Annotated in this window: 21 protein-coding genes; 11 read left to right on the top strand and 10 right to left on the bottom strand. The window is 64.4% G+C overall.

What is annotated here, in order from left to right:
* Positions 1–46: 46 nt before the first annotated feature.
* Together chrA and NL528_RS26475 are read right to left on the bottom strand one after the other, a co-directional pair.
* Positions 47–1,438 (bottom strand): chromate efflux transporter, encoded by a 1,392-nt coding sequence (gene chrA, locus NL528_RS26480; protein ID WP_309177402.1) that lies wholly within the window; start codon positions 1,436–1,438, stop codon positions 47–49.
* Entirely contained in the window at positions 1,438–2,256 is an 819-nt protein-coding gene (locus NL528_RS26475; RefSeq protein WP_309177401.1) for a chromate resistance protein ChrB domain-containing protein, read from the bottom strand. The genes chrA and NL528_RS26475 overlap by 1 nt, the downstream gene beginning before the upstream one ends.
* A gap of 372 nt (positions 2,257–2,628) precedes the next feature.
* Here NL528_RS26475 and NL528_RS26470 point away from each other — a divergent pair, with 372 nt between their 5' ends.
* Both NL528_RS26470 and NL528_RS26465 read left to right on the top strand, forming a co-directional pair.
* Positions 2,629–3,201: a hypothetical protein gene (locus NL528_RS26470; protein ID WP_309177400.1), complete on the top strand. Its 573-nt coding sequence runs from the start codon at positions 2,629–2,631 to the stop codon at positions 3,199–3,201.
* A gap of 41 nt (positions 3,202–3,242) precedes the next feature.
* On the top strand, positions 3,243–4,469 hold the full coding sequence (locus tag NL528_RS26465) for an MFS transporter (protein WP_309177399.1): 1,227 nt from the start codon (positions 3,243–3,245) through the stop codon (positions 4,467–4,469).
* Positions 4,470–4,484: 15 nt separating this feature from the next.
* On the opposite strand, the gene NL528_RS26460 is transcribed toward NL528_RS26465, so the two are convergent.
* Both NL528_RS26460 and NL528_RS26455 read right to left on the bottom strand, forming a co-directional pair.
* Entirely contained in the window at positions 4,485–5,375 is an 891-nt protein-coding gene (locus NL528_RS26460) for a DUF1259 domain-containing protein (protein ID WP_309177398.1), read from the bottom strand.
* 306 nt (positions 5,376–5,681) lie between these two features.
* Positions 5,682–6,413, bottom strand: coding sequence for a sulfite exporter TauE/SafE family protein (locus tag NL528_RS26455; protein ID WP_309177397.1), 732 nt, complete (start codon positions 6,411–6,413; stop codon positions 5,682–5,684).
* Positions 6,414–6,589: 176 nt separating this feature from the next.
* Here NL528_RS26455 and NL528_RS26450 point away from each other — a divergent pair, with 176 nt between their 5' ends.
* Positions 6,590–7,039: a hypothetical protein gene (locus NL528_RS26450; RefSeq protein ID WP_309177396.1), complete on the top strand. Its 450-nt coding sequence runs from the start codon at positions 6,590–6,592 to the stop codon at positions 7,037–7,039.
* Here the strand turns inward: NL528_RS26450 and NL528_RS26445 are convergent.
* Positions 6,987–7,838 carry a helix-turn-helix domain-containing protein gene (locus tag NL528_RS26445; protein WP_309177395.1) on the bottom strand — a complete coding sequence of 284 codons (852 nt, stop codon included), beginning with the start codon at positions 7,836–7,838 and terminating at the stop codon, positions 6,987–6,989. The two genes, NL528_RS26450 and NL528_RS26445, sit on opposite strands and share 53 nt — an antisense overlap.
* 81 nt (positions 7,839–7,919) lie before the next feature.
* On the opposite strand from NL528_RS26445, the gene NL528_RS26440 reads away from it, so the two are divergent.
* Both NL528_RS26440 and NL528_RS26435 read left to right on the top strand, forming a co-directional pair.
* Positions 7,920–8,792, top strand: a complete 873-nt coding sequence (locus tag NL528_RS26440) for a DMT family transporter (RefSeq protein WP_309177394.1) — start codon at positions 7,920–7,922, stop codon at positions 8,790–8,792.
* A gap of 91 nt (positions 8,793–8,883) precedes the next feature.
* Complete coding sequence (locus NL528_RS26435; RefSeq protein WP_309185034.1) at positions 8,884–9,711, top strand: N-acyl homoserine lactonase family protein; 828 nt, start codon at positions 8,884–8,886, stop codon at positions 9,709–9,711.
* Positions 9,712–9,820: 109 nt separating this feature from the next.
* Here the strand turns inward: NL528_RS26435 and NL528_RS26430 are convergent, their stop codons facing one another.
* From NL528_RS26430 to NL528_RS26420, 3 genes are all read right to left on the bottom strand, one after another.
* Positions 9,821–10,003: a hypothetical protein gene (locus NL528_RS26430; protein WP_309177393.1), complete on the bottom strand. Its 183-nt coding sequence runs from the start codon at positions 10,001–10,003 to the stop codon at positions 9,821–9,823.
* Positions 10,004–10,096: 93 nt separating this feature from the next.
* Complete coding sequence (locus NL528_RS26425) at positions 10,097–10,282, bottom strand: hypothetical protein (RefSeq protein ID WP_309177392.1); 186 nt, start codon at positions 10,280–10,282, stop codon at positions 10,097–10,099.
* A gap of 43 nt (positions 10,283–10,325) precedes the next feature.
* Positions 10,326–11,495: an MFS transporter gene (locus NL528_RS26420; protein ID WP_309177391.1), complete on the bottom strand. Its 1,170-nt coding sequence runs from the start codon at positions 11,493–11,495 to the stop codon at positions 10,326–10,328.
* A 77-nt stretch (positions 11,496–11,572) separates the two neighbouring features.
* Between NL528_RS26420 and NL528_RS26415 the strand changes: the two genes are divergently transcribed.
* From NL528_RS26415 to NL528_RS26395, 5 genes are read left to right on the top strand one after another with little or no spacing between them, the layout of a single operon-like run.
* On the top strand, positions 11,573–11,926 hold the full coding sequence (locus NL528_RS26415; RefSeq protein ID WP_309177390.1) for a metalloregulator ArsR/SmtB family transcription factor: 354 nt from the start codon (positions 11,573–11,575) through the stop codon (positions 11,924–11,926).
* Positions 11,927–11,938: 12 nt separating this feature from the next.
* Complete coding sequence (locus NL528_RS26410) at positions 11,939–12,400, top strand: ArsI/CadI family heavy metal resistance metalloenzyme (RefSeq protein WP_309177389.1); 462 nt, start codon at positions 11,939–11,941, stop codon at positions 12,398–12,400.
* Entirely contained in the window at positions 12,400–13,098 is a 699-nt protein-coding gene (locus NL528_RS26405; protein ID WP_309177388.1) for an MIP/aquaporin family protein, read from the top strand. The genes NL528_RS26410 and NL528_RS26405 overlap by 1 nt, the downstream gene beginning before the upstream one ends.
* On the top strand, positions 13,095–13,502 hold the full coding sequence (gene arsC, locus NL528_RS26400) for an arsenate reductase (glutaredoxin) (RefSeq protein ID WP_309177387.1): 408 nt from the start codon (positions 13,095–13,097) through the stop codon (positions 13,500–13,502). The genes NL528_RS26405 and arsC overlap by 4 nt, the downstream gene beginning before the upstream one ends.
* A gap of 49 nt (positions 13,503–13,551) precedes the next feature.
* Positions 13,552–14,811, top strand: a complete 1,260-nt coding sequence (locus NL528_RS26395; RefSeq protein WP_309177386.1) for an adenylate/guanylate cyclase domain-containing protein — start codon at positions 13,552–13,554, stop codon at positions 14,809–14,811.
* Here NL528_RS26395 and NL528_RS26390 read toward each other — a convergent pair.
* Complete coding sequence (locus tag NL528_RS26390) at positions 14,808–16,025, bottom strand: multidrug effflux MFS transporter (protein WP_309177385.1); 1,218 nt, start codon at positions 16,023–16,025, stop codon at positions 14,808–14,810. The genes NL528_RS26395 and NL528_RS26390 overlap by 4 nt on opposite strands.
* Before the next feature lie 191 nt (positions 16,026–16,216).
* Positions 16,217–17,461 carry an MFS transporter gene (locus NL528_RS26385; protein WP_309177384.1) on the bottom strand — a complete coding sequence of 415 codons (1,245 nt, stop codon included), beginning with the start codon at positions 17,459–17,461 and terminating at the stop codon, positions 16,217–16,219.
* A 163-nt stretch (positions 17,462–17,624) separates the two neighbouring features.
* Between NL528_RS26385 and NL528_RS26380 the strand changes: the two genes are divergently transcribed.
* The gene (locus NL528_RS26380) at positions 17,625–19,007 is read left to right on the top strand and encodes an Nramp family divalent metal transporter (protein ID WP_309185033.1); all 1,383 of its coding nucleotides are present in this window, start codon (positions 17,625–17,627) and stop codon (positions 19,005–19,007) included.
* Positions 19,008–19,031 lie beyond the last annotated feature (24 nt).

Genomic DNA, 19,031 nt, shown 5'->3' with positions numbered 1-19,031 from the left:
CCCGGATTGAGAATGCCGGTTAGCTTTTTATGACTGCTGCGCTTTTTCAGATAATCCCGGCCGCCCGCAGCGCTACGCCCGCCGCGCACGATCCTCCCAGCACCGTCAACATACCCAGGTTGAAGCGGAAGATCGCGGTCGCTGCCGCCACCGCCAACACCAGCGCTGGAAAATCGATGCTCGACAAGACAGGCATGTCGAACGACAGCCCGGCCGAGCGGACCGGCGTCGTCTCGCGGAATACCGTGTGCAGCGCGAACCAGATCGACAGATTGAGGATCACGCCGACCACGGCCGCGGTGATCGCCGTCAGTGCGCCCGCGAGCCCCTTGTTGCCGCGCAGCGTCTCGATGAAGGGCGCGCCCAAGAAAATCCAGAGGAAGCAGGGCGTGAAGGTGACCCAGGTCGCGAGCAGCCCGCCGAGCGTGCCCGCCAGCATCGGCGACAGTTGGCCTGGATCGCGAAAGGCGGCCATGAAGCCCACGAACTGCAGCACCATGATCAGCGGGCCTGGCGTGGTCTCGGCCATGCCGAGGCCGTCCAGCATCTCGCGCGGCTGCACCCAGTGATAATGCTCGACCGCCTGCTGCGCGACATAGGCCAGCACCGCATAGGCGCCGCCGAAGGTCACCAGCGCCATCTTGGAGAAGAACAGCGCGATCTGGCTGAACACATTGGCCTGGCCGAGGCCAATCAGCAGCGCGCCAACCGGCACCAGCCATAGCAGCAGCCACACCGCGCTGACGCGCAGCGCGCGCGGCACGCTGGGGCGGACATGGTCGGGCAGCTCATCGCTGAGCATGCTGTCCACCGCCGCTGCTTTCTTGCCATTGCCGCCGTGGCCGACCGCGGCGAATTCGCTCCGCCCGCTTTTGGCGCCGAGATAGCCGATCACGCCGGCCGAGATGATGATGATCGGGAAGGGTACGTTGAAAAAGAAGATCCCGATGAAGGCGGCTGCCGCCAGCGCGATCATGATCCGGTTGCGCAGCGCGCGTTTTCCCACCCGGACGACGGCCTGAATCACGATCGCAAGCACCGCGGCCTTCAGCCCGAAGAACAGCGCCTCGACGAAGCCGACATTCCCGTAGGCCGCGTAGATGTAGCTCAGCCCCATGATGGCGATAACGCCGGGCAGGATGAACAACCCGCCTGCCATGATGCCGCCGGCGGTCCGGTGCAGCAGCCAGCCGATATAGGTCGCCAGTTGCTGCGCCTCCGGCCCCGGCAGCAGCATGCAATAGTTCAGCGCATGCAAAAACCGGCTTTCGGAAATCCAGTTCTTTTCGTCGACCAGGATGCGGTGCATCACCGCGATCTGGCCCGCGGGCCCGCCGAAGCTGAGCAGCGCGACGCGGAGCCAGACCTGGAAAGCTTCACGGAAGCTGATGCCGTGGCCGGCATCAGCTTCCGCCGTCTTGTTCGTCGTCGCGTCCATTATGCCTTCGCCTTGTTGGTCGGCCAGTTGTGGGTTTCCCCGGTTGCGTCGCGGCACCAGCGATAGAACGCGTCATACAGCAACATGCCGGCCTCGAGTTGTTCGAGATCGTCGTCATACATGCGCGACAGCCCGAGCGAGGCCGCGAGCAATCCCGGCGCTTCCGGCGAGAGATCCAGCCGCGCGGTATCGGCCGCGCGCACCATGGTGGCGAGCCGCAGCAGAGGCGGGGTCGACAACCCGAACTCCTCGATCATCACGTCGAAGGTGCAGAGCTCGCCGCGGTGGCTCCAGAACACGTTTTCAATGTCGAACGGAACCGCATTGAAGCGTTCTCCGACCGCAACGACTTCGGGCGGCGTCACGAAAAGAAACACCGCGTTCGGATCGACGAACCGGCGGATCAGCCAGGGGCAGGCGATGCGGTCGATCTTCGGCCGCGCCCGGGTTACCCAGACCGTGCGCCCCTGGGCGTCGCGCGGTGGCAGTTTCGACGCGTTCACCAGCGGCAATTTGGCCTCTTTCCAGCCTTCAAAACCGCCTTCCAGGGTTTCCGCCGACACGTCGGCGTGGCGCAGCCAGGCCGCCGTGCCTTGCGCCAGTTTCTCGCCGCGCATGCAGACGACGATGGCCGGACGGCCGGCGAATTCGCCGCCCCAGTTGGGGGCGTCTTGATGGCCCCGCCGGACCGCACCGGGAATCAGCCGCGGATCCGCGGCAAAATCCTCGTCGGTCCTGACGTCGATCAAAACGGGGGTCTTCGCCGTCCCGATCAAACGGGAAAGCTTATCTTGGGATATAGAGGTGTGGGATGACATGGTTGCGCCCTCGTAAAACAGAACGGGACGCGATACTTGGGCTTGTCGCCTCGTGGGGAGATCGCTGGGTCCCCATGGCCTGAATTAACTGCCTGCCGCGCGCGCTGTCAACCGTTCTCGCGCGCACCTCGCACGAGCGGCTTGCGAAAACTTGCATTCGGAACTAGTTTGCAGCTGTTCGGGGACAAAGCAGGCTCCCCGTCAGACGGCCCTCCGTCCAAGCTCTGCGCACACTCGACGTGTCGAGGATTGCGCATGGACCGGAACGGGCCGTTATTTTTTTGTTCCCGCAGATCTGTTCTGACCGCTTTTCTCGCCGCGTGTTACCTCGCGGATGTGGAACTGTTCGCGTCCGCGCAAACAGGAGCTGCCATGATTGCCATTGATCAGATGACACAGGGTTCGCCGCCTCCGGGTTTCACTTTTGCGAGGACCGGGCGGGGCGGAGAGGGCGCGTGGACGGTCACCGCCGACACGACGGCCGCGGGCGGCCGCGCGATCGAGCAGACCAGCACCGATCGCACCGACTACCGGTTTCCGCTCGCGATCCATGAAAGCCTGTCGGCCTCCAATCTCAATGCGGAAATCCGCTTCAAAGCGGTCGCCGGCAAGATCGATCAGGCCGGCGGCATCGCCGTGCGGCTGCGGGACGCCGACAATTACTATGTCGCCCGCGCCAACGCGCTGGAGGACAACGTGCGGTTCTATCGTGTCGTCGATGGCCGGCGCGAACAGCTGGGTGGCGCCGACCTGAAAGTCACCCCCGACGAATGGCATACGCTCGGCCTGCGCGCCGAAGGCGAGCGGTTCACCGTCTCCTATGACGGCAAGACGCTGTTCGGCGTCACCGACCGGACGTTCGCGGAAGCCGGCGGCGTCGCGCTCTGGACCAAAGCCGACAGCGTGACTCGCTTCGACCGGCTGACAATCACGACACTGCCATAGCAGATTGATTTTGGGATCAATTTGGTTTCACAAAGGCACCGATGACGAGCATTGCGACTGAATCAAAGGCGTCAACCGGAAACACGCTGATCGCGCTGCTCTATGCCGCGCGGGGCCTGCGCGGATTTGGCGACGGTTTTGCCATCATCATCCTGCCCACCTACCTGACGGCGCTGGGGTATGACGCGGTTGCCGTCGGCCTGGTGGCGACCGCCTCGCTGCTGGGAACGGCGCTGCTGACCTTGATCGTCGGCTGGATCGCGCCGCGCCGCGACTTGCGCGCGCTGATGATCTTCGGTGCGGGCCTGATGGCGGCGACTGGTGTCGCCTTTCCCAATGTCGAGCACTTCGTCCTGATCGCGCTGGTCGCCTTTATCGGCACCATCAACCCGTCCGGCGGCGATCTCGGCGTTCTCGTTCCGCTGGAACATGCGGTGCTGGCGCACAGCGCAACCGATAAGCGGCGTACGCATATCTTTGCGCGCTACAGCCTGATCGGCGCGCTCTGCACGGCGGCAGGCTCGCTGGCTGCGTCCTTGCCCGATTTCCTGGTTTCAGCGGGCAGCACGAGGCTCGGCGCGTTTCACCTGATGTTCTACGCCTACGCCGCGCTCGGCGTTCTCAGTGCGGTGCTTTATCGTCGGGTTCCGCAAGCGCCGGCCGAAGAGAAACCGCCGCAGGCGCCGCTCGGACCATCGCGCGCCACGGTCTACAAGCTCGCCGCGCTGTTTTCCATCGACGCCTTCGCCGGTGGCTTCGTCGCGCAATCCTTGCTGGTGCTCTGGCTGTTCGAACGATTTGATCTGTCGTTGTCGGCGGCGGGATTGTTTTTCTTCTGGTCGAGCACGCTCAGCGCGTTTTCCTATCCGGTCGCGGCCTGGATCGCCAGGCGCGTCGGCCTCGTCAACACCATGGTGTTCACGCATATCCCCTCCAGCCTGTTCCTGATCCTGGCGGCGTTTTCGCCCAACCTTTACGTGGCACTCGGATTGCTGCTGCTGCGCTCGGCGCTGTCGCAAATGGACGTGCCGACCCGCACCTCCTACGTCATGGCCGTGGTGACGCCGGCGGAACGGCCGGCCGCCGCCAGCGTCACCGCTGTACCGCGCAGCCTGGCCTCGGCGATCAGCCCGGCGATCTCGGGCGCGCTGCTGATGACGGCGTTTTCCGGCCTGCCGCTGGTGGTCTGCGGCACGCTGAAAATCGTCTACGACCTCGCATTGCTGGTTTCGTTCCGGCACATCAAGCCTCCAGAGGAGGAGACCTGACGGTTCCGGCGAACATCAGCGCTGCGCAACCGCGGTCTTGTCGAGCGCCGCGCGGACCCCGTGCGCCAGTTTCAGGGCGTCGTCATCAGCCCAAAAATGGATGAAGAACATCCGCGGGTTTTCGTCGAGCATGTGGCTGTGGATCGCGGTCACTTCGATATCGCCGGCGCGCAGCGCCCGGATCAGCGGATTGACCTCATTGCCCGTGACCAGGAAATCGCCGGTGATCGCGGCTTTGCCGTTGCTGGTCGGCTGAAAGTTGATGGCGTTGGCGCCGCCAAGCGCGGCGTTGACCTGCATGGCGCCTTCGGTAGCCGGCTCGCGTCGGGGAATGCCGAACTGGTAGACGCCGCCATTGGCCGTTCCCTTCGCGCCCATGACCGCGTCGATCTTCGCGGTGTCGAGATCGATGGCCGGAGCCGGGCCTGCGGTCGTCGCCGGCGAGTCGAACGGCGTCTTGCTTGCCGATGAAAGCGCCGAACGGATCGACGCTGCCATTTTCTCTGGGTCGCCGTGGCCGGCGACATGCATGTAGAACGTCGCGGGAGCGGCGCGAAGAATGTGATTGTGGATCGCGGTGATATCCAGCCCGCTTTCCAATAGCTTGGTCATGACCGGCGTAATTTCCGTCTCAAGCAGCACGAGGTCGCCCATCAGCATGGCCTCGCCGTGCATCGGCGCGAACGCCACCCATCCGCCCAGCGCCAATGCCGGCTTGATCGAGACGCCGTCCAGCGTGACGTGCAGGTCGGATCGCGGCAGGCCGTAGCGGTGAACTTCGCCGCCGACGGCCGCGGTCTTGCCCAGGGCGGCGTCGACCTTCTTCCAGTCGATGTCGGCGGCGCGGGCGGGCAAGGACAGCAGCAGCGCCACGCCGAGCGCGAGCGGGGTGAGGGGATATTTCATGATTTTTCTCCTTTTTTGCGCCCCAGATATTCGGCCGCTTACAGCGGGAGTCCGGCGATGCTTGATGCTGCGCGGCCGAGTCTTGACTGAATGCTGGATGAGATGGATCAGGACATGCGTCTGCGCCCCTCGCTCAAGCGGGACGCGATACTTGGGCATGTCGCCTCATGGGGAGATCGCTGACCCCCATCGCCACATTACAATCGCACCGGCGCGGACTGTCAACGCGGCCGCCGCTTTGGCGTTGCGCGGACATGGAACTTTCCGCGCGACAATCCAGGTTGGAACCTGCCCGCACGAGCACGCCTAGATCATCAAGACAATTCCCGACGCCAGCAGCAGCACCAGCACCACTTTCCGGAAGCTGGCCTCGTCGAGACGGCCAAACAGTTTGAGGCCGAGCCAGGTGCCGGCGAACAACGCCGGCAGCCCGATCAGGAACAGTTTGATGATATCCGGCGTGATCGCGCCCTTGGCGCCGATCCACAGCGCGCTCATCAGGAAGATCGCCACCGCAACCGGCTGAAACACCGTGCGCTGCACGTCCTTGGGCCAGCCGCGCAGGCCGCACCAGATGGTGACGAGGATTCCGGCCAGCCCGGTGACGCCGCCGAGCACGCCGTTGAGGAAGCCGATGCCGCCATCGGCCGCCGCGCCACCTGTGGTAACCGGTTTGATCGCCGGACGAAACAACGCGTAGAGGCTGTACAGCACCAGAAAGACCCCGACGCCGATCCGCACATGCGCCGGGTTGGCCCAGGTTAGAATGCTGACGCCGACGGGAACGCCGAGGGCCGCGCCCAGCACGAACGGCCAAAGTTTTTTCCAGTCCAGCGCCCCGCGCAGCTTCCAGACCGAGTAGCCCTGCACGATCAGGCCGAAGGCGATGATCAGCGTGGCGGTCTGCAGGGGTGTCAGGATGTAGAGCCATATCGACGCGGCGACGAGGCCGAAGGCAAAGCCGGAGAGGCCCGCAACCAGCGCGCCGGCGAATGTGGCCAGCAGGAAAAGCGAAATCTCAAGGGGAAATCCATCCATGTGCTCGCTCCAAACAAAAGCGAGCAGCGCTTGAATGGGATCGCCATTTCACGGGGAGGCTGCGACGTCCCCGCTGCAGGCTATGCCCGAGAGGGCCGAGCGCGCAAGATATTTGCAAAAGCGTTGACGCGATCTCCCGGCGATGAACTAGGGTGGGCCCAACAGGGGGGATCGCCATGCACACATTCGCCGCCACCGGCGCAGGTTTTCTGCTGGCCGTATTGTGGTTCGATCTGATGTTCGACGTGCAGACGCGCAAAGCGTCGAGCGAGGTGCTGCCGCCGGAAGTGCTGACGTCGATTTCGGCCTATTACCGCCGCGTCACCACCGAGGCCTATCCGATGAACCGCTTGATTGCGCTGGTCATGCTGCTGACACTTGCCGCCATTTGCGCGGAAATCGTGCAGGGCGAATACCAGTGGTGGATCGGCTGGGGCTCGCTGCTCCTGGCGGGCAGCGGTTTCGTGCCTACGATGATGCGCACCGTTCCGAACGCGCGCAGGCTTGGAAGCGCGCAGGATTCGGCGGAGGAACAGTCGCGGCTCGCGCGCGCGGTCTGCCGCGATCACATGTTCAGTTTCGCACGGATGAGCGTGGTGCTGATCCTGCAGCTGATTGCGCGATAGACGCGTCTTCCGCCCAGCCGCGCAGGATGCGGGCGGTCATCTCATCCATCGGGAAGAAACTTTCGATGCGAAGTTCCTGCAGCGTGATGTCCTGGGGAATGCCCAGCGTCGCGATGGTCGTAAACAGCTGCAGGTCGATCTTGTCTTTGCGAAATTGCATGGGCAGCACCGGCGAGATCGCCAGTTCGGCCGGCGGCGCGTCGACCGCCGCCTGGACGCCTTCATAGGCGCGCAGCCTTTTGAGCAGCGCCGCGGTCTCGGGCGTGCCGTCAGCAGCCGCATCCGCTTCCACGCTCCGAATGAAATAGCCGACCACTTCGACCCAGTTCACCAAATGCGGCCGCAGCACGTCCGGCGCGGCCAAGGCGTCGGCCAGGTTGATCGGCGTATCCGGCGCCAATGGCCCGACCAGGAATTCGACCAGGCGCACGGCGCCGGAATTGCTCTGCAGCAGATTCCAGTGCCGATCGACCGCAACGGCAGGAAAGGGCTCTTGCTGGGCCAGCATGAAGTCCAGCGCACTGCGAATTTGGCCAAGCTCGGGCGCGGCGAGGTTGGTCTGCCGCCACACCGGCGCGAAGCCGGCCGAGATGAGCAGCGAATTGTGCTGGCGCAGCGGGACGTCGAGGGTGATGGCAAGCCGTATCACCATGTCCCGGCTCGGCGACGCGCGGCCGAGCTCCAGAAAACTCAGATGCCGCTGCGAGATGTTGGTGCGCCCGGCGAGCTCGAGCTGCGACAGGCCCCTTTTCCGTCGCCACCAGCGGAGGCTGGCTGCGAAATCGTGTTGACGCGACATGAGTACCTGCCAGGTAGTTGCCGAAGCCGTGCTGACCGGCAAGATGCCATAAGCGAATGTGGCAAGACAGGGGAGGCGTGGTTGGGCGAATGGGTAGGCGTTGCGATCGCGCTGGTCTCGAGCAGCCTCGGCGGCACTGCTGCTGCGATCACGCGCTATCTCGCCGGGAATACCGACCCAATCACACTCGCCATTCTCAGATGGGGAATAGGATTTCTGTGCGTGCTGCCGGCGGCAGTCCTGCTCAAGGCGAAGTGGCCGCAGCGCCGGGATTGGCCGGCGGTCGCGGCCCTCGGCTTTTGCTTCTTCGGCGTCTTCTTCGTTCTCTACAACATCGCGATATCGTACACGACCGCGGCCCGCGCCAGTTTGGCGCTGGCGACGCTGCCGCTGCACACCATGGTGGTCGGCGCCTTGCTCGGGATCGAACCGCTGACGGTGCGAAAATCGCTCGGCGTCGGAATCGCCGTGCTCGGCGTCATCGCAGCGCTCGCATCGGGACTTTCCACCGCGCCGCCGGGGGCGTGGCGCGGCGAATTGATCATGACCGGCGCGGTGCTGTGCATGGCCTTCTACAATGTCTGGTCCCGACCGTTCATGCAGCGCTCCAGCGCGCTCGGCTTCCTCACCGTCGGGATGGGGACGGGTGCTGCGGCGTTGATCCTGGTCGGCTCCATGACCGGCAGCGTCGCGGCGCTGAGCCATTTCACGCCGCCGCAATGGATCGCGGGCCTCTATCTCGGCATCGCCGGCGGCGCGCTGGCATTCATCCTCTGGGTCAAGGCGTTGGAGCGGGCGACGCCGACGCGCGTCGCCAACACCATGACCGTCAATCCGGTCGCGGCGGCGCTGCTTGCGACCCAACTCGTCGGCGAGCCGATCACGCCCAATCTTGTGCTTGGATTGGTCGCGGTGTTCGGCGGCATATGGGTCGCGACGTCGGAGATCAAATAAGCGTAACCGGCGACGAATGACGGCGGCAATGAAGTAGTATCTCGCCATCGGCCTGTTCGGGTCCGTCGATGGGAGCAATCAATTGAAACGAATGAGAATAATAAGCCTTGCCGTGCTGCTGCTGTCAGCTGCGCTGACCATCGGTCCCGGCCATGCGCAGCCGGGCAAATCCGGCGTCGAGAAACTCTACGTTCTCAATTGCGGCGAGGGGGTCGCCGGCGACATTTCGCGCTGGTCGCCGGGGATCAACGAAGGCAAGTCGATGGATTTCGTCGACACCTGCTACCTGATCAAGCACGCGCAAGGCTGGTTCCTGTGGGACACGGGGATTTCCGACGCGGTCGCGGCGATGCCGAACGGCCTTGCGCCGGCCGATCCCAAGGCGGTGTTCTGGCGCCGGCCCAAGACGCTCGCCGCGCAACTCGACCAGCTCGGGGTGAAGCCATCGGATATCAAGGCGATGGCGGTCTCGCACACCCATCCCGACCATATCGGCAATGTCGAGATGTTTCCCGACACCATGCTGTATGTGCAGAAAGCCGAATATGACTGGCCCGGCGCCAACAACGCGCCCCGATTCAAGCCCGAGCATCCCGTCACAAAGCTGGAAGGCGACCGTGACGTGTTCGGCGATGGCGGCGTGACCATCCTGTCGACGCCGGGGCATACGCCCGGTCATCAGTCGCTGCTGGTGAAACTGCCGAAGACCGGCGCCATCGTCCTGACCGGCGATGCCGTTCATTTCAAGAGCAACTGGGACAATCGCGGCGTGCCCGTGAACAATTTCAGCAAGGACGAGACGCTGGCCTCGATGCAGAAGATCTCGGACACGCTGACCAGGGAGAAGGCGCAGCTCTGGATCAACCACGACAAGGCCCAGCGCGACGGTTTGAAAATGTCGCCGGAGTTTTACGACTAGAGCGTTTTCAAGCGAAGTGGAGACCGGTTCGCGTCAAGAAAACGCGTCAAGTCAAGAATCTAGAGCCCCGTTTCGATTCAATCGAAACGGAAAAGGCTCTAGTCGAATTTCACGCCGCGGCGATCGCCTCGATCTCGATCATGAAGTCGGGCCCATACAGCTTCGATACCTCGACCAGCGGATTGATGCGGGTAATCGAGAGCGCTGTGTCGTTTGCCGTTCGGGCATCCTCAAAGATCGTCGTCCCGGCCTTGAGCCGTGACCCATAACCACAGGCCGTGGTTTCGGGCACGCGGGGGCGATATCGAATGTAGCGACCAGCGCCTGTGGCTATGGGTCCCTGCTTTCGCAGGGACGACGTTAGAATGGACCACGCAGGTGACGATCAGTTGCGCGGCGCGGACATCGGCGGCGGTCCGATATTGATCGCCTTCTTCGGCTTCAGCGTCCCGACATAGAACGACAATCCGGCCACCAAAAACAGGCAGACCAGATAGACCGCATAGGATTGCGGCGGCGTGACCGCCCATTGCACAAAGCCTTTGGGGGCGGCTGCCGGTTCTTTTTCCATGGCGTGTTTGTGCTTCAAACCCATCGCCAAGGGAAGCGCAAATTCAGCCCGGCGGTTCCGGAGCCGGCGGACCGGCGCGCACCAGGAACAGCGCCGCCAGCGCCGCCAGACTGAGCGCGGAGGAGACGATCAGGATGCGGCTGCCCATGCTGTCGATCAAGAGGCCGAACGCCAGCGGAGCTGCCGCCTGCGCCATCCGCGCCGGCGCGCCGATGATGCCGAGGCGATAGGCGTAGTTATTGGGGCCGAAGATGGCGAGCGGCAGCGTCCCGCGCGCAATGGTCAGCACGCCATTGCCGGCGCCGTGGAAGATCGCGAACACGCTGGCCGCGCCGCCGCCCACCAGCGCCACGATGATCGCGCCGATCGGATGGGTGAGGCAGGCAAGCCGGGTCGAGACCAGCGGATGATAACGGCTGAGCAGGCTGGCCTCGACGATCCGCGCCGCGACCTGCGCCGGACCGATCAGCGCCCCGGCCGCAATCGCCTGCACGGATGTGGCGCCGGCCGCTTCCAGGATGCGCGGGAAATGCGCCGCCATCGCGCCGGTGACGCTCCAGGCCGCGGCAAAGGCGAACGCCAACAGCGCCATGGTGCGATCGATGGGAATGTGAGGCTTGACGGCGTTCGCCACCGCGACCTTGGCGCCGGCCACAGGTGGGAGCATCAGCCAGTTGATCGGCAGCCCGATCAGGATGTGCGCCGCCGCCCACGCAAAGCAGGTGTTGCGCCAGCCGATGCTTTCCAGGCCCCAGGCGGTCAACGGCCATCCGACGGTGGAGGCAAAGCCCGCGATCAGCGTAATGCCGGTGATGGAGCGGCGCGCAGCATCCCCATAGATGCGCCCGAGCGCGCCAAAGGCCGCGTCGTAGAGCCCGGCGCCCATGCCGATGCCGAGCAGCAGCCAGGCCATGATCAGCATCGGTATCGAATGGGTGAAGCCGAGCAGCGCCAGCCCTGCGGCCAGTGTCAAATTGGAAATCGAGAGCACCGACCTGCCGCCGACCAGGTCGATCTGGCGCCCAATGCGCGGACCGAGCAGGGCCGAAATCACCAGCGAGGCGGAGAAGGCTGCAAAGATCCAGTTCGAGGAGACGCTAAGATCGCGCCCGATCGGATCGGCCAGGATGGCGGGTAAATAATAGCTCGACGCCCAGGCCAGCGTCTGCGTGGTGCCGAGTGCCAGGATGATGGGAAGCTGGCGCTGGCTCATGATGGAAACATTTCTTTCAGGTCTTTCTGGCATCGGCGGGATTGACTGCGATCTAACATTTCTATAATTCTGGATATATGGAATCCGAGCAAGCCATTCTTGCGCTCGCAGCTCTCGCCCAATCGACGCGGCTGGGCGTGTTCAGGCTGTTGGTGAAGCATGAGCCTGATGGACTCGCCGCGGGAGAGATCGCGCGGGCGATCGCAGTCCCGCAAAACACCATGTCGGCGCATCTCGCCATCCTTGCGCGCGCTGGCCTCGTGATGAGCGAGCGGAAGAGCCGCTCGATCATTTACCGAGCGGATTTGGCAGCGTTTCAAAACCTGACTTCATTCATGGTTGAAGATTGTTGCGGCGGACACGCAGAGCAATGCGCGCCGATTGCCGCGTGCAAGCCGGCGCGAGGCAGGCGCGCAAAAATTACGGCCTGAGGGAGAAACATCATGAAACGTCTTCACATTCACGTGGCAGTGGAGAATCTCCCGCAATCGATCGGCTTCTATTCGGCACTGTTCGCCGCGCAACCGGCCGTGGTCAAGACCGATTACGCCAAGTGGATGCTCGACGATCCCCGGGTGAACTTTGCAATTTCGACGCGGGGCCGCGAGGCGGGCCTCGATCATCTCGGTATTCAGGTCGAGAACGCCGATGAATTGCAGGAGGTGTATGCACGGCTGCGTCAGGCCGGCGGCAACATCGTCGAACAGGGTCAAACCGCATGCTGCTACGCCAAATCGGAAAAGGCGTGGATTGACGATCCGGCAGGAATTTCCTGGGAAACCTTTCTCACCACGGGCGAGAGCACGACCTATGGCGATGGCACCGGTGAGCGCGTGGCCCGCGTGGCGCACGAAAAGCAAGGCGCCTGCTGCGTTCCGCAAGCTGCGCCGGGCGCTGCGATCTGATGCCCGGCTTTGATCTGCCGCGCCGGCTGATCGCCGAAGCGCTCGGGACCGCGCTATTGGTCGCGACCGTGGTCGGCTCCGGCATCATGGCCGAAAGCCTGACAAAAGATGTCGGGCTGGCGCTGCTCGGCAACACGATTCCGACCGGCGCGATCCTGGTGGTGCTGATCACGATTCTCGGGCCCATCTCGGGCGCGCATTTCAATCCGGCGCTGACCGCGATCTTCGCGCTGAAGGGCGAGCTGACGCCGCGCGAGGCGTTGACGTATGTGGCGGCGCAAATTGCCGGCGGCATCGCCGGCACCGTGATGGCGCACGCGATGTTCGCGCTGCCGCTGCTGGATGCCTCGCTGAAAATGCGGACCGGCGGGGCACAATGGCTGGCCGAAGCCGTGGCGGCGTTCGGCCTGGTGGCGACCATTCTGGCGGGCGTCAAATTCAATCGTCCGGCGATCCCCTGGCTGGTTGGCCTTTACATCACGGCGGCCTATTGGTTCACGTCGTCGACGTCGTTTGCCAATCCGGCCGTCGCCATCGCGCGCTCGCTGACCAACAGCTTTTCCGGAATCCGCCCCGTGGATCTTCCCGGCTTCATCGCCGCCGAATTTGGCGGCGCGCTGATCGCGCTGGCTCTCATGAGCTGGTTGCTGCGCGCCGGAGGCGAGGGCGCCCCACTTGCGAAGGAGGCTCGGTCATGAGCGTGACGATCTATCATAACCCGGCCTGCGGCACCTCGCGCAACACGCTGGCGATGATCCGGCAGAGCGGCGAGGCACCGGAGGTGATCGAATATCTGAAGACTCCGCCCGATCGCGCGCGGCTGCTCGCGCTGATCAAGGCCATGGGAATTTCGGTGCGCGCGCTGTTGCGCGAAAAAGGCACGCCCTATGCGGAGCTTGGGCTCGCCGATCCCAAATGGAGCGACGACCAGCTGATCGATTTCATGCTGGCGCATCCGATTTTGATCAACCGGCCGATCGTGGTGACGGATAAGGGCGTGCGGCTGTGCCGGCCGTCGGAACTGGTGCTCGATTTGCTCGACCATCCCGCCGACAGTTTTGTGAAAGAGGACGGCGAAGTGGTCGCGCGGACGAAATCTTAGGCGCTGGCGCCCATCTTTCGCCGGGCGGGATTGCGCGGCATAATAGCGTATGGAACTTACACCCCGCCTGCGCCTGATGAACTGGCTGGTGAGCCAGGGCCTGACCGGCCTACCCGAAAACGACCTGATCCGCGGCTTCTGCCAGCGCTGCTGCGCCGCAGGCCTGCCGGTGTCGCGCGGACTCGTCTTCATCGACACCCTGCACCCGATCTTCGAGGGCCGCGGCTTTCGCTGGAACGACAGCGAAACCAATGAAAGCGACGTCTTCGAATATGGCTCGACCAGCGGCGGCGACGCTGGCGAGACTTGGCGGCGTTCGACCTTCCATCACATGCTCGAGCATGGCCACGACGAGATGGTGATCGATCTCGCCGATTGCCCCTCGCTCGACTTCTCGATGATCAACGATCTGGCCGACAAGGGCCACAAGCATTTCGTCGCCTTCGTGCATCGCTTCGGCGAAGCTGGCACGATCGGAGAAATGGATTGCTTCTATTCCTACTGGACCACCCGTCGCGACGACGGTTTTGGTGAACAGGATATGGCCGCGTTGCGCGACCTCGTGCCGGTGCTGGGGCTCGCGATCAAGTCCGCCGCGCACGCCGACATCGCACGAACGCTGGGCCGGGTCTATCTCGGCCGCGACGCCTCCGAGCAGGTGCTGAGCGGAAAAATCACGCGCGGCGTCACCGAGAAGATCAAGGCGGTGCTGTGGTTTTCCGACGTGCGCGGCTCGACCGCGATCAGCGAAAGCCTTAGCCCCGATGAGATCATCCCGTTCCTCAACGACTATGCGCAGGCCTCCATCGATGCCATTCATGAGGCGGGCGGCGAGGTGCTGAAACTGATCGGCGACGGCGTGCTGGCGATGTTCACGCATGAGAACGTGGCGGTGGCCAAACGCGCGGCATTGCGCGCCGAGTTCCAGTTCCGCCGCAACTTGAATGTGCTCAATGCGCGCCGCTCCGCCGGGGGGCGGCCGACGACGACGGCCTATGTCGGCCTGCATATCGGCCAGGTCTTCTACGGCAATATCGGTAGCGAGGACCGGCTCGATTTCACTGTGGTGGGGCCGGCCGTCAACGAGGTCAGCCGCATCGCCTCGATGTGCAGCTCGGTCGATCGGGAGTTGCTGATGTCGTCCGCGTTCGGCACCGGCCTTGATGCGACGGGACGAAAATATCTGGTGTCCACCGGCCGCTTTGCGCTGCGTGGCATCGGCCATGCGCAGGATCTCTACACGCTCGATCCGGATATTGCCGCGGACGAGGTCGTGGCCGGAAAATACGAGCGGTATCTGGCGGGTTAGGCGGTTTTCCTGGCGCGCAGCGTGTACAGCCCGGCCGCGATCAGCGAAAACACCGTCAGCACGATGGCGAGCGAAAACATCGCTTCATGCGACACGGTTGCCGTCAGCCACACCCCGATGGCGGCCGTCATCATCTGCCAGAAGCCGACCAGCGCGGAGGCCGCTCCCGCTTTCTCGCCGAAAGGGGACAGCGCCTGTGCCGTGCCTAAGGGGTTCACGATGCCCATGCCGAGCAGAAACACGCTCATCGCCGCCAGGAACGGCAGGAAGGTGGGCGTGAACAGCGACACCAGCAGGATCGCGACGCTGCCGGCTGCGGCGGCAAAGAGTCCGCCCCGGATCGAGCGGTCGAGCCCGTAGCGGGGCGCGAGCTTCGTTGCCAGCATGCCGGCGGCGAATACGATCATCACGGTGCCGGCGAAGAACAGGCCGAGCTCAATCGGGGAGAAATGCAGCGCCTCGATCAGGACGCGGGGGGCGGCCGAGAACATCGAAAACAATCCGCCCATGATCAGGCTGACGGTCGCTGCCGGCACCAGAAAACGGCGGTCGGCGATCAGGCCAAGATAGTTTTTGGCGATCGCCAGCGGATCGAGCGGGGTGCGCGTCGCGTTGTGGGTTTCGCCGAGCACAGTGCCGTAGGCGATGGCGCCAAGTCCGGCGAAGGCTGCGACCAACGCAAATTCGGAGCGCCAGCCGAAATAGTGGTCGAGTGCGCCGCCGAGCAGCGGCGAGAACCCGGGCGCGGCCGCCATCGCGATCATGATCAGCGCCATCGCGCGCGCCAGTGCTGCGCCGGAGAACAAGTCGCGGGCGATGGCGCGCGACAGCACCGAGGTGGCGCAGGCGCCGGCGGCCTGGATCACGCGGCCGGTCAGCAGGCTCGGCAGGTCGGCGGCCAGGCCGCACCAGACGCTGCCGGCGAAGAACACGGCGAACCCGATCAGGACGGGCCAACGCCGGCCAAAACGATCCGAGATCGGCCCGACCACGAGCTGGCCGAGCGCGAACACCGCGAGGAAGATGGTGATCGCGGAAGTGACCGCCCCGCTGCTGACGTTCAGCGAGGCAGCCATCTGCGGCAGCGAGGGCAGCAGGATGTTGGTCGCGAGCGTCCCGGTCGCCGCCAGCGCGGCAAGCACCGCGATCTGCAGCACGGTCGAGGAGGCCTCCGGACGGGAAGCTGCGTCGATCGCTACGGTTTGCTCGGCCATGGGGGCTCTCGGTCTGATATGACATGATATGTATCATATAAACCGGGAGGGGGAAGCGCCGAGGACCACCTGGCGGGGCATTTAGAAGAAAATGAACGCCAAGGCCGTCATTGCGAGCGAAGCGAAGCAATCCATTGCCCCGAGCAAAGAATGGATTGCTTCGTCGCGGTGCTCCTCGCAATGACGTCCGATCAGCATCTCGCGGGTTCGCCGACCATCTCCGGCTGCCGCGCCAGCGAGACCGCGGGCGACGCCAGGATCACCAGCGCCTGGACGCCGAAGATCGCGGTGGCCAGATACAGGCACGCTTCCGCGCCAAAAAATCCGCCGACGATGGCGCCGAGCGCGGAGCCGAGCGGGCGGGCGCCATAGCTCATGATGTTGATCGCGGAGACGCGTCCGAGCAGCGACGGCGGCGTCACCGATTGCCGCAGCGTCGTGGTCGAGATCACCCACAGGATCGGACCAACGCCGAGCAGGAAGAAGCTCAAGGCCGCCAGCAGCGGTGTCGGGATGATTGTCGTCAGCGCCATCACGGCGGCGGCGACGAAGCCGGTCACCGGCCCGAGCCCGATCACGGTACCGAAGGCGAGCCGCCGCATGACCCGCGTCGCCAAGAGCGCGCCGACCACCATGCCGACGCCGTACATCGCCAGCGTGGTGCCGACGCCGGTGGCGGTCAGGCCGAGATGGCGCACCGCATAGGGCACGAACACGGCAAGCAGCAAGAACGAGGCCGTGTTGAAGATGAATTGCGTGATGAACACCGGCCGCAGCAGCGCGTGATGCAGCACGAAGGCCGCACCTTCCTTGATATCCTGCAGCGGGTGGCGCCGCGGCACCGGTTTTCGCGGGGGCTCGTAAATGCCGGACAGCAGCACGACTGCGACCACGGAGAGCGCCGCGGCGAATCCGAACGCGGGCGCCGCACCGACCCAGCCGACCAGCACGCCGCCGAGCGCCGGCCCACTGGCGAACGCCACAGTGCGGGCGAGTTCGATCCGCGCATTGGCCGCGGGCAGCTGTGGCGGCGCCACCAGCGAGGGCACCAGTGCAGGTGCGGCAACGCTGTAGACCACGGTTCCGCAGACGGCGACAAAACCAAGCAGCGCGAGCAGCGGCAGCGTCATCAGCCCGAGCCAGATCAGCAGCAGAATTCCGGCCAGCGCTGCGGCGCGCAAGCCTTCCGCGCCTGCCATCAGCCAGCGCCGCGAGATGCGATCGGCGAGCAAACCGGCGGGAATCGCGAACAGAATGAACGGCAGCGTCAGCGCGGTCTGCAGCAGGCCGGTCTGGCCTTCGCCGACCCCCAGCAGCAGCACGGCGACGATCGGCGCTGCGGCGAGCGCGATCTGCTCGGCCGATTGGGCGGCGAGGTTCGACCAGGCGAGGCGGTTGAAGGTTGAGGGCAGCGGCGGGACCTTGGTAGCGGACATGGCGTGATTCCCTAAAATGTCGATTGGCCGCCATTGTCGGGGGTCGGGGCCCCCAAACCCACCCGGTTCCCGACAGGGCGGGCGGGATTGGCGTCCTAACCACCCATCCACATGCAGTTGCAAATGAGTTGCATTAAGATTGGATATCCCCCATCTTGCCAATATGGATGCGAGATCACCGAGTTTGCCACCGGATTCCCTGCCAAAGCTGGTTTCCAGCACTGGAGGCTGGCGCATTGAGGCAGCGGTAGACACCCGGCCGAGCCTGCCCGAGGTGAACGGGACCGTTGCCGTCCCCACCGGCGGGCACTGGGTGCGCCGGCTGCTGGCCTTTGCCGGTCCCGGCTATCTGGTTTCCGTCGGCTACATGGACCCGGGCAACTGGGCGACCGATCTCGCGGGCGGTTCGAAGTTTGGCTACACCCTGCTGTCGGTCATCCTGCTCTCGAACCTGATGGCGATCCTGCTGCAGGCGCTCGCAGCAAGGCTTGGCATCGTCACCGGTCGCGATCTCGCCCAGGCCTGCCGCGCCAGCTATTCGCGGCCCGTCAACTTCCTGCTTTGGCTGGCCTGCGAGGCGGCGATCATCGCCTGCGATCTGGCTGAAGTGATCGGCACCGCGATCGCGCTGAAATTATTGTTCGGCATTCCCCTGATCGGCGGCGCGCTGCTGGCGGCGCTCGACGCCTTCCTGTTGCTGCTTCTGATGAACAAGGGCTTTCGTTTCCTCGAAGCGTTCGTCATTGCGCTCCTGATCGTCATCGCCGTCTGCTTTACGATCCAGATCGCGGCCGCGGCGCCGCCGGTCGCGGTGATGCTGAGGGGATTTGTGCCGTCGAGCGAGATCGTCACCAACCCCGAGATGCTCTACATCGCCATCGGCATCATCGGCGCCACGGTGATGCCGCATAACCTCTATCTGCACTCCTCGATCGTGCAGACCCGCGCCTATGAACGTTCCGACGCAGGCCGCCGCGACGCGATCAAATGGGCGACGGCGGATTCCACCATCGCGCTGATGTTGGCTTTGTTCATCAACGCCGCGATCCTCGTCGTCGCGGCCGCGACCTTCCACAAGAGCGGGCATGCCGACGTTGCCGAAATCGGCCAGGCCTTCGAATTGTTGTCGCCGCTATTGGGCCTCGGTATCGCGTCGACGCTGTTTGCGGTTGCGCTGCTCGCCTCCGGCCTCAACTCGACCGTGACGGCGACGCTGGCCGGCCAGATCGTGATGGAGGGTTTTCTCGACCTGCGGCTTCCCAGTTGGGCGCGGCGGCTTGTCACCCGGGGTATCGCCATTGTCCCGGTCGTGATCGTCACCGCGTTGTATGGCGAACGCGGCACCGCCGATTTACTCGTCTTCAGTCAGGTCGTGCTGTCGATGCAGCTTCCGTTCGCCGTGATTCCGCTGGTGCGCTTTGTCTCGGACAAGCGAAAGATGGGTGATTTCGCGGTATCGCGTGCCGTCTCCGCCGCGGCGTGGTTCGTAGCTGCGGTTATCGTGATTTTGAACGTGAAGCTGCTGTACGACGCGATGGTGGGATGAGGTGTCGACCCCCGTGGTGAGGAG

This window comes from Bradyrhizobium sp. Ash2021, from assembly GCF_031202265.1.
GTDB lineage: Bacteria > Pseudomonadota > Alphaproteobacteria > Rhizobiales > Xanthobacteraceae > Bradyrhizobium.
Note: the sequence above shows the minus strand (reverse complement) of the source record. Positions and strands in the feature narration are given on the sequence as shown.

Excerpts from the sequence above, each read along its gene's own strand:
- chrA (WP_309177402.1), bottom strand. The coding sequence starts at position 1,438 with ATGGACGCGACGACGAACAAGACGGCGGAAGCTGATGCCGGCCACGGC.
- NL528_RS26475 (WP_309177401.1), bottom strand. The coding sequence starts at position 2,256 with ATGTCATCCCACACCTCTATATCCCAAGATAAGCTTTCCCGTTTGATC.
- NL528_RS26470 (WP_309177400.1), top strand. The coding sequence starts at position 2,629 with ATGATTGCCATTGATCAGATGACACAGGGTTCGCCGCCTCCGGGTTTC.
- NL528_RS26465 (WP_309177399.1), top strand. The coding sequence starts at position 3,243 with ATGACGAGCATTGCGACTGAATCAAAGGCGTCAACCGGAAACACGCTG.
- NL528_RS26460 (WP_309177398.1), bottom strand. The coding sequence starts at position 5,375 with ATGAAATATCCCCTCACCCCGCTCGCGCTCGGCGTGGCGCTGCTGCTG.
- NL528_RS26455 (WP_309177397.1), bottom strand. The coding sequence starts at position 6,413 with ATGGATGGATTTCCCCTTGAGATTTCGCTTTTCCTGCTGGCCACATTC.
- NL528_RS26450 (WP_309177396.1), top strand. The coding sequence starts at position 6,590 with ATGCACACATTCGCCGCCACCGGCGCAGGTTTTCTGCTGGCCGTATTG.
- NL528_RS26445 (WP_309177395.1), bottom strand. The coding sequence starts at position 7,838 with ATGTCGCGTCAACACGATTTCGCAGCCAGCCTCCGCTGGTGGCGACGG.
- NL528_RS26435 (WP_309185034.1), top strand. The coding sequence starts at position 8,884 with ATGAGAATAATAAGCCTTGCCGTGCTGCTGCTGTCAGCTGCGCTGACC.
- NL528_RS26425 (WP_309177392.1), bottom strand. The coding sequence starts at position 10,282 with ATGGAAAAAGAACCGGCAGCCGCCCCCAAAGGCTTTGTGCAATGGGCG.
- NL528_RS26420 (WP_309177391.1), bottom strand. The coding sequence starts at position 11,495 with ATGAGCCAGCGCCAGCTTCCCATCATCCTGGCACTCGGCACCACGCAG.
- NL528_RS26415 (WP_309177390.1), top strand. The coding sequence starts at position 11,573 with ATGGAATCCGAGCAAGCCATTCTTGCGCTCGCAGCTCTCGCCCAATCG.
- NL528_RS26410 (WP_309177389.1), top strand. The coding sequence starts at position 11,939 with ATGAAACGTCTTCACATTCACGTGGCAGTGGAGAATCTCCCGCAATCG.
- NL528_RS26405 (WP_309177388.1), top strand. The coding sequence starts at position 12,400 with ATGCCCGGCTTTGATCTGCCGCGCCGGCTGATCGCCGAAGCGCTCGGG.
- arsC (WP_309177387.1), top strand. The coding sequence starts at position 13,095 with ATGAGCGTGACGATCTATCATAACCCGGCCTGCGGCACCTCGCGCAAC.
- NL528_RS26395 (WP_309177386.1), top strand. The coding sequence starts at position 13,552 with ATGGAACTTACACCCCGCCTGCGCCTGATGAACTGGCTGGTGAGCCAG.
- NL528_RS26390 (WP_309177385.1), bottom strand. The coding sequence starts at position 16,025 with ATGGCCGAGCAAACCGTAGCGATCGACGCAGCTTCCCGTCCGGAGGCC.
- NL528_RS26385 (WP_309177384.1), bottom strand. The coding sequence starts at position 17,461 with ATGTCCGCTACCAAGGTCCCGCCGCTGCCCTCAACCTTCAACCGCCTC.
- NL528_RS26380 (WP_309185033.1), top strand. The coding sequence starts at position 17,625 with ATGGATGCGAGATCACCGAGTTTGCCACCGGATTCCCTGCCAAAGCTG.